Annotated in this window: 8 protein-coding genes and 1 pseudogene; 7 read left to right on the forward strand and 2 right to left on the reverse strand. The window is 69.3% G+C overall.

The window, feature by feature from the left end; genetic code table 11:
- Positions 1–227: IniB N-terminal domain-containing protein (locus NX1_RS34305; protein ID WP_157120381.1), on the reverse strand; the 227-nt coding region annotated here is incomplete at its 3' end.
- A gap of 299 nt (positions 228–526) precedes the next feature.
- Here NX1_RS34305 and NX1_RS34310 point away from each other — a divergent pair.
- The 6 genes from NX1_RS34310 (at position 527) to NX1_RS34335 (ending at position 9,977) form a co-directional block, all read left to right on the forward strand.
- Positions 527–2,341: an Hsp70 family protein gene (locus NX1_RS34310; RefSeq protein WP_068069163.1), complete on the forward strand. Its 1,815-nt coding sequence runs from the start codon at positions 527–529 to the stop codon at positions 2,339–2,341.
- Positions 2,334–4,886 carry a LuxR C-terminal-related transcriptional regulator gene (locus NX1_RS34315; protein ID WP_068069166.1) on the forward strand — a complete coding sequence of 851 codons (2,553 nt, stop codon included), beginning with the start codon at positions 2,334–2,336 and terminating at the stop codon, positions 4,884–4,886. The genes NX1_RS34310 and NX1_RS34315 overlap by 8 nt, the downstream gene beginning before the upstream one ends.
- Positions 4,887–4,927: 41 nt before the next feature.
- Positions 4,928–6,043 carry a hypothetical protein gene (locus NX1_RS34320; RefSeq protein WP_245668894.1) on the forward strand — a complete coding sequence of 372 codons (1,116 nt, stop codon included), beginning with the start codon at positions 4,928–4,930 and terminating at the stop codon, positions 6,041–6,043.
- Positions 6,044–6,208: 165 nt separating this feature from the next.
- Complete coding sequence (locus NX1_RS34325; protein ID WP_068069172.1) at positions 6,209–7,564, forward strand: S1 family peptidase; 1,356 nt, start codon at positions 6,209–6,211, stop codon at positions 7,562–7,564.
- Between the two features lie 89 nt (positions 7,565–7,653).
- Complete coding sequence (locus tag NX1_RS34330; protein WP_245668896.1) at positions 7,654–8,976, forward strand: S1 family peptidase; 1,323 nt, start codon at positions 7,654–7,656, stop codon at positions 8,974–8,976.
- A gap of 119 nt (positions 8,977–9,095) precedes the next feature.
- Complete coding sequence (locus tag NX1_RS34335; RefSeq protein WP_068069184.1) at positions 9,096–9,977, forward strand: NRDE family protein; 882 nt, start codon at positions 9,096–9,098, stop codon at positions 9,975–9,977.
- Between the two features lie 87 nt (positions 9,978–10,064).
- On the opposite strand, the gene NX1_RS34340 is transcribed toward NX1_RS34335, so the two are convergent.
- Positions 10,065–10,973: a DUF8020 domain-containing protein gene (locus NX1_RS34340; protein ID WP_245668898.1), complete on the reverse strand. Its 909-nt coding sequence runs from the start codon at positions 10,971–10,973 to the stop codon at positions 10,065–10,067.
- Between the two features lie 283 nt (positions 10,974–11,256).
- On the opposite strand from NX1_RS34340, the pseudogene NX1_RS34345 reads away from it, so the two are divergent.
- Positions 11,257–11,941 (forward strand): annotated as a pseudogene (locus NX1_RS34345) (Fe-S oxidoreductase); the annotation flags it as partial.

Consider the following 11,941-nt stretch of genomic DNA (forward strand, 5'->3'; position numbering starts at 1 on the left):
CCTGCCGCGCCCGAGGTGCCCGCCGCGACGATGGCCGACAGCTGCGAGCCGCCCGCGACCAAAGCCGACTCGGCCACCATCGGGGCGACCGCGGCGATGTCCTCCGGCGTGACCGCGGAGAGTCCCGCGGCCGCCAACGCGCCTTCCGGATTGGCGCAGTAACCTACCGCGGCCTCGCGGTCGCGCAGCAGGCCGAGGATGAACTCGAGAATCACGTTGGGGGTCATCGAGGATCGTCTCCTGGGATCGGCGGACCACGCGATCCGCACTCGTTGGAATGAATTTCACGCTAGGCACGCTTCGCGTTACGGGGGAACGGGGCGGACCCCTACCAATCACGGGAGCGGCACGTTAGGGGCCGGACGGCCATTAGGGGAATTTCCCCGCACCTTCCCGTACCCGGTAACGGCGGCCCACCAGCAACCGACAGATCTGACAGGTCGGCCGGATCACACGGCTATCTCGCACCATGAACAACACAGCAGCGACTACCGGATCACACGGTTTTCCCTAACGAGGTTCACCAATGACACAGCGTCTGGCGCTCGGCATCAAGGTCGGGGCGTCGAATTCGGTCGCCGTGGCGACGACGGGAGAGATCGGCGACACCCAGGCTGGCCCTGCCTCGGGTGGCATCGTCGCGAACCACCCGAGCGTGTTGCGTCTGAGCCAGGACGCCCCGCCTTCCTTCGGGACCCGCGCGCGGCGCACCGGAAGACACACCAGTGACGCAGTGCTGGAAGGGTTTCTGGCTCGCGTCGGCGATCCGGTCGACATCCTGGCCGAAAACGGTTCCGCGCATGCGGCGGAAGACTTGGTGGCCACGGCCGTCACCTGTCTGATCGACGAAATCGCCAACGGCGCAGGGCAACAGCCCGGCGCCGTTGTCGCATGCCATCCGGCGTGGTGGTCGCGACACACGATCGATGTGCAGCGCAGCGCGTTCGACGCAGCGGGCCTCGACGATGTGACGCTGGTCCCAGAGCCGACGGCGGCGGTGCAGTGGCTGGCGGCCGCGCACGGTCCGCTCGGCGACGGCGCGCTGGTCGTCTACGACCTCGGCGCGACCGGGTGCACGGTCTCGGTGGTGCGCACCGGAAGCCAGACCGCGCTGCTCGCCTCGCTGCGTTCCACCGACGTCGCCGGTTCGGAATTCGATCTGCTGACCATGCGTTACGTGCTGGCTAACGCATTGCGTGGAAATGATTTCGATCCGTTCGACCCTGTCGTGGAACGCGAATTATCGGTATTGCGAGAGCGCTGCAAAAAAGCGAAAGAAGAGCTTTCCATAAATACCGCCACGGTCGTTCCCGTCCGGCTCGACCCCGCTTCCGGTGCGGGCGACCAGATCCGGCTGGTGCGCGGCGAGCTGGAAGACCTGATCCGGGGCCCGCTGCTCACTTCCATCGATCTCATCCGCGACACGGTGCACCGCGCGGGACTGGATGTCGGCGACATCGGCCGGGTCCTGCTGACGGGCGGCGGCGGCGCGATCCCATTGGCCGGCGAGCTGATCTCGGGCGAGTTCGGTCTCCCGGTCGTCGCCGCGCCCGAGCCCGCCATCACCAGCGCTCGCGGGGCGGCCGCGCTGGCGGCGGATCTGATGGACAGCGCGATCGACACCGCACCGGTCGCGGCGCTCGCCGAGGTCCCCGCGACGGCCGTCGCGCCGAAGACCAAGGAACTGCCTGCCCTCGACCGTCCCCGCCGCTCCGGCCGCGGCGCCGAGAACGAGCTGCCGAAGTCGCGGATCCGCAGGCTCACCGGTCGCCGGCGCGCCGCGATCGTCGCGGGTGCGGCCGTGGTGATCGGCTTGCTCGCCACCGGCACCGTCGCGATCGGCACCGGAGCGCAATCCCCGGCGAACTCTCCCGCTTCCGAGCAGTCCGCATCGCCCGGGCCCGCCGATGTGGCGGCGCCCGGCGGCACCGGCGCGCCGGCAACGGACGTCCCCGCGGCGGATCCCGGAACCGGCGCCCCGCGCCAACCGAAACCCGGTGCGTCACAGCCCGGTTCCGCGTCGAACTCGACTCCGGGCTCGAGCACGGTCGCGGTGGTGAACACCCAGCCCGCGCCGGGGCAGCCGACTCAGGGCCAGCCCACGCCCGCCGCAACCGCTCCCGGGGAACAGGCCGCGCCGCAACCCGCGCCGCAGCCGACACCTGGACCGAATCCTCCCGCCCCGCAACCGCAACAACCGCAGCCGCATCAACCGCAGGTACCGAACGTCGACACCGGAGTGCTGACCGAACCGCTCGGCGAGGTGGTCGAGGGAGTCGGCGGCGCGGTCGGCACGGTACTGCGCGCGCCGGGCGAGATCCTCGGGGGCAACGGTGGCTGACACTGCGTTCGACACCCTGCCGAGCGCCCGTGACATTCTGCGCGAACTCGACAGTGCCGAGCAGGAACCCGCCGTCTATCTGATCCGCGGCCGCTCGGGCACCGGCAAGTCCACCCTGCTCTCGGTGATTCGCACGCGCTTGCGCGGACGCGGTATCCCCTTGCAGGACAACGTTTCCGCGCCGGTTTCGAAGGAGTCGACGAATGGCCAAGTGAAGAGCGGCGATCCGGACGCACCGCGCCAAGCGCTGATCATCGACAACGCCCACACATTGGGCACGTCCGAACTCGAGACTCTTCGTACGGCAGTCGAATCCGGCGACTGCACGGTGGTGGTCGCGGTGCAGCCGCGCCCGCACGACCCGCAGCTGCGCGCACTGGCCGATGCGGTGGCCCGGCGCGGGCGCATCGTCGACCTGCGACCGCTCGGCGTCGCCGACATCCTGCCCTTCGCCAGGGAATTGGGGATGATGGTGCCGCGCCCCGTCGCGCAACACATTCATCAGCAGACCGGCGGTATCCGCGGCGGCGTCGTCGCCGCGCTGTCCGCGGCCTGCTCGGCGCGCTTGGACGCCGGGATACGCGCCGTCGACGAGGCGGTGGCCGATTGGTCGCGCTCGCAGCTGGACAACCTCGAACCCGATCTGCTCGAGACCCTGGTGGTCGCGACCACAGGAACCGGACTCGACTCCAGCGAACTCACCGAGGTGCTCGGCGTCGAATCGACTGCCGCGCAGACGCTCATCGACCGGGCCCGCGCGACCGCCCTTGTGACGGACGCCGATCTGCTGCTCGCCCCTGCCGTCGCACCGCTGCGAACCATGCTCGGCGACCGCAGGTTCGTCGCGGTGCAGCGCAGGCTGCTCACCGCGCGCCTCGACGCGGGCCTGCTACGCGACCACACCGCGTTGCTGCTCGCCGAATCCGGCGTTCGCGACCCGCGGCTGGCCGAATTCCTCCAAACCACAGCCGAACACGCCGGGCGCGAGGCGGTCCGCTACTACGCCGCGGCCGCGGCGGCGGGCGCCGATCCGAACGAGATCGGGCTGCGCTGGGCCGAGGCCGCCGCGCGCACCGGCGACGGCGAGACCGCCATGCGGCTGGCCGAACCCGTGCTGGCCAGGGCGGGCGTCGACGGCTCCGATCTCGCGGACGCCGTGCGGATCTGCGCGGGCGTACTGACTCGCCGTGGACTCGTCGGCCGCGCGGCCCAGCTCTACGGCTGGCTCGGCGCGCACCGCGTCGGCCCGGACTGGGCGGTGGGCGCGACGGTGCTGTATCTGGCGGGCAACGTGCCCGCCGCGGCAGAACTGTCCGGCGCGGCGGGCAATTGGCCGCCGACCGAGGCGGGCTCGCACGCCCGGCTGATCGCGACCGCGCTCGCGAACTCGCTCGCCGACCACGGAAGCGGCACGCCCGCCGCGGTTTCCGCGCTCATCCAGGCCGCGCACGCCGACTCCGGTGTCGACCGCTTCCTGCCGTGCACGGCCGTCTCGATCGCGACGCTGCTGTGTCTGAGCACCGGTGAGCCGCGCCGCGCCGGTGACGCGCTGCGCCGGGCCACCACCAGCGGGCTGCGCTGCCATCAACTTCGAGTGCTCGCCGCCTGGGCGGCCATGCTCGGCGGTGACGAGCAGGCCGCGGCGAATACCGTCGCCGCCCTCGACTGGGACCAGCTCGACATCCGCGACCGGCTGCTCGCGCACGGCGTCGCGGTCGGTCTGGCGCGCCGCGGCGGCGATCACGCCGCACTCACCCGCGCCTGGCAGGCCGCCTGCCCGCTGTTCGACGACGTGGACGCCGACCTGCTCACAGTGCTGCCGATCGGCGAACTGTGGCTCGCAGGCATCCGGCTGCGCGACGAGCGCCGCGTCACACCGCTGGTCGACGCGACGCTGAGCCTGCTGCATCGCCTCGATCAGCCGCCCGCATGGGCCAACGCCTTTCACTGGTACGGCGTGCAGGCGGCGATCGCCCACGAGAGTCCCGCGGAACTGCTGCCGCACGCGCGACTGCTCAAGTCCGCGGCCGAAGCGGGCGACCGGCACGCGGCCGTGCTGGTCGACGCCGGTCGCACCTGGGTGCTCGTGCTGCGCGGGCAGGTCGAGGTGAAGCCGGTCGAGGTGGCCGTCAACGGGCTGCGCGAGATCGGCCTCACCTGGGACGCGGCCAGGCTGGCCAGTGAGGCCGCGTTGTCCGCCGCCGATTCCGCGACCGCGACGGCGCTGCTCAAGCTGGCCCGCATGGTGCGCGCCGAGTCGAAACCGCAGGAACAGCCGGTCCCGCAGTCCGCCGCCGCGCCGCGCCCGTCCAGCGCGCCGGATCCCGCCGGGGACGGCGCCGCGATCCTCAGCGAACGGGAAAGGGAAGTCGCCGAACTGGTGCTACTCGGACTGACCTACCGGGAGATCGGTGCGCGGCTGTACATCTCCGCGAAGACCGTGGAGCACCATGTCGCGCGGATCCGACGTCGGATCGGTGCGCGATCCCGCTCGGAGTTATTGTCAATGCTCCGCGCCATGGGACACGGCTCGTTGCTCGTGTGATCGCCCGGGGCGGGCCGATCGAAGCCGAAACGAGGAATGTGATGGCCACAGGGGTGGGCCTGCGGATCGCCGACGAGGACTGCACCGCCGCGATCGTCACCGACTCGGGCGACCTGCACTACGTCGTCCGTGAGTCGGTGCTGCACATGTCCGACGACGGTGACACCGTCCTCGGCGGTGACGCGCCGAAGGACCACTCGCACTCCATCACCGGTTTCGTCGGCGCGGTAGGCGATCCCGCGGGCATCTCGGTCGACGACGGTGAGGCGTACCGCGCCGAGGACCTCGTCGCCACCGCCCTGTTCTGCCTGATCAACCTGACCACCGAACACCTCAGCGGCGCGGCGGAGTTCTACGCCACCCATCCCGGCGCCTGGCCGGCCGCGCAGGTGCAGTCGCTGCGCGAGGCGCTGGACTACCTCGGCCTGAAATCGGTGGTGCTGGTCAGCGAGGCCGATCTCCCCGCGGTCGAGACGGCCGAACCGGGCAAGTCGTTCGCTTACGACGCCGCGCGAGCCGCGCTGGCCTCCGTGCTCGCCACCCCCGCTGGCGCGACGCCGCCCGATCCGGGCGCGGCCGAGAACTCGACCGTGGTCACCGACATCATTCCGGCGGTGCCCACGGAGACGAAGGTGCAGGCCTACTCCGCGGCGGTGCCGGTCGCCACGCCGCTGCCGACCGAGATGCTCACCGAAACGCCCGCCACCGAAACACCAACGCCAGCACCACGATCCGCGGACCGTCGCCGCGTCTCGGTGCTGATCGCGGTCGCGGCGCTGATCGGGCTCGCGCTCGGCGGCGTCGGCGTCGCCGTGCTCTTCCGCGGCGCGGAATCCCCGGCCGTTCCTTCGGTGCGTGACGCGCAGTCGGGCACGTCGAGCAGCGTCGTCCCGCCGCCACCGCCGGTGGCCCCACCGCCGGTCGCCGAGCCGACCGTGGTCATCACCGACACCGCCGAAGCCGAGCCGACCGGCGAGCCATCGCCGACGCCCCCTCCGACGGCCGAGCCGACCACGACGCCCGCGCCGACCACCACGGCGCCTCCGCATCCGACCACCGCCCGCAACACCAACCCGTGGTACCCGTACCCGTCCGACGACCCGTACGAATGGTGGAACCCGCAGTGGCAGACACCTGGTAACACACGGCCTCGCTGATTAGTAGCGAAGAGAAGGGGTTTGTGCCCTAGAGTGAAGCGCTGACCGGTTCGTCCGATGTATCGCGACGACCGGTCGGTCGCTGAACGAGGACTGTGCGCCAAGAGGTTCGCCGCCGACGGCCCACGGATTTAGCTGGCACTTCCGTGCCGACGAAGGGACTTCATGCGCAAGTTGGTGGCGCGTCGCGCCGCGGTCAAGGCTGCCTGTCTCACGGCTGCGGCGACCGTTCTTCTGGCCCCCTTGTCCGGCACGGCGACAGCCGAACCCGCGCCACCCCAGCTCGCCGCCGACACGCTGCCGGCGGAATTGGTGCAGGCGATCGCGCGCGACCTGAAAATGACGCCCACCGAGTACCTGGACCGCGCGGCCCGCGCCCAGCAGCTCCGCGACTATGCCCGCGACTTCCGCTCCGAACGCCCGGATTCCTACGCGGGCGCGTGGATCGGCGCCGACGGCAAAGCCGTCGTCGCGGTGACCTCGCCCGACGCCGCCCGCATCGCCGCGGCCGACGGCTACCAGACCCGCCTCGCGCCGGTCTCCGCGGACAGCCTGGAGGGCTCGCTGATGCAGCTCAACCAGTGGATCACGTCGCTGCCGCGCGAACTGTCCGAAGCGATCAACTCGGTGGCCGTCGACTTCCTGAACAGCCAGCTGGTGATCAGCGTCGCGAACACCCCCGCGGGCCACGTGCTGAACCTGCCGACCCTGATCGCCAACGTCAAGGTCATCCTTTCCCCCGGCGGCGGCGGTCCGGTCGAGCGCAGGCCGATGGGCGGCGACACCTACATCAGCGCGCCGACTTCCCTGCACGACGCTTCGCTGCGCAACGTCGACGTGTGCTCCTTCGGTTTCAACAGCGTGGATTCGGCGGGCAACGCGCTCAACATCAGTGCGGGCCACTGCGACCCGAATCTGGGCAAGGCGAACCAGCAGGCCGGTGTCTACCTGCCCAACGTGAAGGATCTGCCGAACAGCCCCGAACTGGGCACCTTCGTCAACGCCAAGCTCGGCGGGCAGAACGCGCTGGACTACTCGGTGATCAAGCTCAACGACCGCGCCGTCCGGGCCGGCATGGACCAGCCAACGGTGCGCGGCGCGAACGGCACCACACTGTCGATCACCGGCACCGCCGATCCGATCACCGGCGCACCGGTGTGCAAGTCGGGCCAGTCTTCCACGTTCACTTGCGGTTTCGTGGTCGCGGACCGGGTGGAGACGCAGCTCTACACCGCCGAAGGCGAGAGCAAGACGATCCGCGGCTTCGCCAGTTCCGCCTGCACCCTCGGCGGCGACAGCGGCGGCGCGATCGTCTCCGGCACCCTGGCGCTCGGCATCACCAGCGGCTCCAACGCCGCCGACGCACCGGACTGCAACGAGGCGAACGTCGCGCTCGCGCCGTACGGCGGCACGGCGACGCTCGGTATTCCGATCCGCGCGATCCTCGCCGACATCGACGAGTCCGCGGGCGGCGGACTCGGCAGCGGCATCCAGGTTCGGACCCGTCCGAACGCCGGATGACCGACTCGTCGCCGGATAAGTCCGAATTGGGCAAAAATGGGGTCCCCGCTCGGGTGGGAATACCGGGCCGGACCCCATATAGTCTGGACATGCTCCTGCCACGTATGGGCCAATCCCGATCAGCTGCGCGACAGACCAAGATCCGTAAGTCAGTAATCGCCGCCTCGGCGGCGATCATGCTGTTCGGACCGACAGCGGCAGTGGCGAACGCGGAACCCGCCCCGGCACTGCCTGCGGATCTCATCGCCGCGGTCACCCGCGACCTGAAGATCTCGCCAGAGGAATACCTGCGCCGCGCCGATCTCGGCCAGCAGGTCGCGGCCTTCGCCATCTCGGCGCAGCGCCAGTACCCGCAGGTGTTCGGCGGCGCCTGGCTGGACGACGCGGGCAAGGCCGTCGTCGCGGTGGCGCAGGGGCCCGGCGCGGAGGAAGCACGCAAGGCGGCCGAGTCGGCCGGCTTCGATGTGCGCAACGTCGCCAAGAGCGAAGCGGCGCTGCGCGGCGAGAAGAGCGCGTTCGAGCGGTGGCTGGAGAGCCAGCCGGAGGCGGTCACCGCCCTCGTGCGCGGCGCCGTGATCGACACGGTCAACAACAGCATCGCGGTGCGGGTGGACCAGGCAGGGCTGCCGATGCCGAGCTTCGTCGACCCGGCGCGGGTCATCGTCATGGCGCCGCCGGTGGCCGGCGAGCAGCTGCCGCAGGGCACCGCGATCGCAGAGGGCGACAACCGCGCCGCGCTCGCGGGCGGCGACGGCTACGCCTCGGTGGGCGGCGGGAGCCAGCTGCGCTGCTCCTTCGGCTTCAACGGCACCGACCGCTCTGGCAACGTCGTGAACATCTCCGCAGGCCACTGCAACCCCGACATCGCGTCGGCAGGCGGCAGCAACGCGGCGACCGTGCACGAACTGCTGCCCCAGGACCGCCGCGGCGCGCAGCTCGGCGTGTTCCAGAAGTCGGTGCTCGGCAACCAGGACTACTCGATCATCCGGATCAACGACTCCTTCGCGGATCGCTTCTCCAACAACAGCGTGCGGGTGCCCGGCGTCGCGCCGATCGCGGTCGACGGTGTGGCCACCCCGGTGGTCGGCGCCCCGGTCTGCAAGTCGGGTTCGCGCACCGGATTCAGCTGCGGCATCGTCAACGCCGTCGACCAGACCGTGCAGGTCGGCGATCGTGAGCTGACGCAGAGCTTCTCGGCCAACATCTGCGCCCTGCCCGGCGACAGCGGCGGCCCGATCGTGACCGGACGTCTCGCACTGGGCATCTCCAGCGCGTCCTCGGTGGCCGACTACCCGATCTGCGAGATCCCCAACCTGATCGGCGCGCTCACCGGCAACACGCCGCAGCTGTTCGCGCAGCCGGTCAGCGTGGTCCTCTCCGACAACCCGGGGCTGCGGGTCCGCACCAACTGAGCATGTTTCCCCGGAAAGGCCGTCTGCGTTCGCGCGGGCGGCCTTTTCGCTGTCTCGCAGCGTTTTTCCGCTGCCCTTTCCGATGACCGCGCGGGGCGTCTTCCGGCATTCTGGACCACATGTGTTTGGTGTTGATCGGTTGGCGCGCGCACCCGGATTACCGGTTGATCGTGGCCGCCAACCGCGACGAGTTCTACACCCGGCCGACCGAATCCATGCGGTGGTGGCCGGAGGTGCCCGGACTGCTCGCGGGGCGGGACACGGGCGCGATCGGCCGGGCCGAGGGTGATCCGCCGGGCACCTGGCTGGGGATGACCGTGGCAGGCGCACACAATCGCTTCGCCGCGGTGACCAACGTCCGAAATCCGAACGACCAACGCGTGGACGCGCGTTCACGCGGGGCGCTGCTGATGGATTTTCTGCGCGGCGGCGGCGACGGGCAACACTCTGGCGAATTCCCCAGCCCGGAAAAGTACGCTCGCGAGGTCGCCGCGGCTCCGGACGACTACAACGGCTACAACTTGGTGATCTCGGATCTGGCCGCGCTGTGGTGGCATTCGAACCGCAGCGCGAATCCTCCGCAACCGCTCGCCCCCGGCTTCCACGGGCTGTCCAACGGCACCTTCGTGACGTCGGCCGCGGCGACGCCGGGCGCCGAACTCGAAGCGCCCCAGCGGATCTGGCCCAAGGTGCAGGACGGCCTGACCGAACTGCGCAAGGTGGTGGAATCCGATCCCGGCTCGCCGGACCGGTATTTCGACGTGCTCTCCGATCGCACCGAGGTCCCGGACGATCAGCTGCCGCACACGGGCGTCCCGCTGGAGATGGAGCGGGCGCTGTCGGCGAGGTTCATCGCCCATCAGGTGCACGGCACCAGGGCGAGCACGGTGCTACTGGTGCGCGAGGACGGCACGTACGAGATGGCGGAGCGGTCCTACGGTGAGCTGGGAACTCGCTTGGGCGAGGTCGCTTTCCACGGCTCGTTGGAGCTGCCCGGCTGAACCGCTGAGGACGCCGCTAGCCGTCGTAAACGACGACCGGCCCGCTCCCCACAGAAGGGAACGGGCCGGTCGTGCGTGAAGAGCAGGTCAGTTCGCGGCCTGCGCAGCCTTCGGCTTGTCGGCCCACTTGGTGGTGCCTTCCGGAGCCTGCAGGGTGTTGATCAGGTCCATGCCCGCGACGGCCAGGGCCGGGCCACCGACGGCGATAGTGCCGAGGATGCCACCGATACCGGCGCCCGCGATGGCGGCCGGGATGCAGCCGACGCCGAGCAGCGGCAGGCCGAGGATGCAGCCGATGATGCCGCCCGCGATGACGCCAACGGCGGTGCCGAGGAAGCCGCCGACGGCGGTGGCGATGCCGAACTGGCTGGCGAACTCGTTCTGCGCCCGCTGGTTCTCCAGCGGCGAGGCGATCGGCTTGGCGACGACGTTGACCGTGTTGGTCGCGACGCTCGCCTTCTTGTCGGCCGGGATGGCGTTCTGGTCCGGCGTCAGCTCGAGCACCTTGTTGTCGTTCTTGAGCTCCGGCTTCACCGGCACGGCGATGTCGGCCACCTTGAAGTCGAGCGGCAGCTCGATCACGGTGTTGCCCGCCTCGTCCTTGACCAGGTAGATGTCGTTTTCCTTGACATCATCGGACGACTTGGCCAGCTCGAAGGTCCCCCCCTTGAGCGTGGTCACGACCGTCTTGTCCACCAGTTTGACCGAGTAGTTGATGGCCTGCGCAGGTTCGGCGGGCTCGGCGTGAGCAGTACCCAAACCGATGGTCATCGCGCCAATGACCAACGCGGCGGCCGCGGTGGTTCTGCGGAGATTCAATTCAGTTTCCAATCCATCACAGGGTTGTTGTCCGCACGCCGCTTCGACACGCGAGAGCTCATTCAACCCGAAAGACGGTCGGCCCCTACGGATTCTCCCCGAGCGGTGCGAAGACAGGCGTGGCAAACAGAACGACGTGAGCGTAATCGAACCAGCGCCCAGAAGCGAGATCCCCAACTAACTCCACCGAGTAAGCCTGCCCTTACCAATTAGTGTGACTTGCTCAGTGTTTACGGTGGTTACCTGCCGATCTCACGGAGGGTTCTCGAGAATCTATGTGAGATTGATCACAGGCGAATTCGAAGTCAAGCCCCAGCAAGTGGGGTTGGGCCCCGAGTGTCGATCGTACGATGGAACCATAAGTTACCGGCGGGTAACTTAGTGGCGGTTACGATACGTGCCGACCGGTATGGCACGCGCCGTACCAGAAAGCTCGTGTTGCTCAAAGAAAGGTCGCGACATGAATGCCCTGACAGTGACGCTGGGCACCTTCGGAGCGGTGCTCAGCCTCGTGTGCTGGGCGTCGTTCTTCGGCGGCATCAGGAACATCGCTCGCACCATCATGCTCGGACAGGGCGCGCCCGATCGGTGGCGACCGTTCTTCCCGCGCTTCAAGCAGATGCTGGTCGAGTTCATCGCGCACACGCGCATGAACAAGTTCCGGACCGTCGGCTGGGCGCACTGGCTGGTGATGATCGGCTTCCTCGCCGGATTCGTCCTGTGGTTCGAGGCGTACGGACAGACGTTCGACCCCGAGTTCCACTGGCCGATCGTCGGCGGCTGGCCTGTCTACCACTTGGTGGACGAGATCCTCGGCATCGGCACCGTGGTCGGCATCGTGACGCTGATCGTCATCCGTCAGCTGAACCACCCGCGGGTTCCCGAGCGCCTTTCCCGCTTCGGCGGCTCGAAGTTCGGCCCGGCCTACGTCATCGAGACGATCGTGCTGATGGAAGGCCTCGGCATGATCTTCGTCAAGGCCGGCAAGATCGCGACCTACCACCACTCCGACGCCGCGACCGATTTCTTCACCATGCAGGTGGCCAAGCTGCTGCCCGCCAGCCCGGTCATGGTGTCTGTCTTCGCGTTCATCAAGCTGATGTCGGGTATGGCGTTCCTGTACCTGGTCGGCCGCAACGTCACTT

It is taken from the genome of Nocardia xishanensis NBRC 101358, from assembly GCF_001613365.1.
Taxonomy (GTDB): Bacteria; Actinomycetota; Actinomycetes; order Mycobacteriales; family Mycobacteriaceae; genus Nocardia; species Nocardia xishanensis.

Bases quoted from the DNA above. Each gene is read 5' to 3' on its own strand.
- NX1_RS34325 (WP_068069172.1), top strand. From the start codon at position 6,209: ATGCGCAAGTTGGTGGCGCGTCGCGCCGCGGTCAAGGCTGCCTGTCTC.
- NX1_RS34320 (WP_245668894.1), top strand. From the start codon at position 4,928: ATGGCCACAGGGGTGGGCCTGCGGATCGCCGACGAGGACTGCACCGCC.
- NX1_RS34330 (WP_245668896.1), top strand. From the start codon at position 7,654: ATGCTCCTGCCACGTATGGGCCAATCCCGATCAGCTGCGCGACAGACC.
- NX1_RS34335 (WP_068069184.1), top strand. From the start codon at position 9,096: ATGTGTTTGGTGTTGATCGGTTGGCGCGCGCACCCGGATTACCGGTTG.
- NX1_RS34310 (WP_068069163.1), top strand. From the start codon at position 527: ATGACACAGCGTCTGGCGCTCGGCATCAAGGTCGGGGCGTCGAATTCG.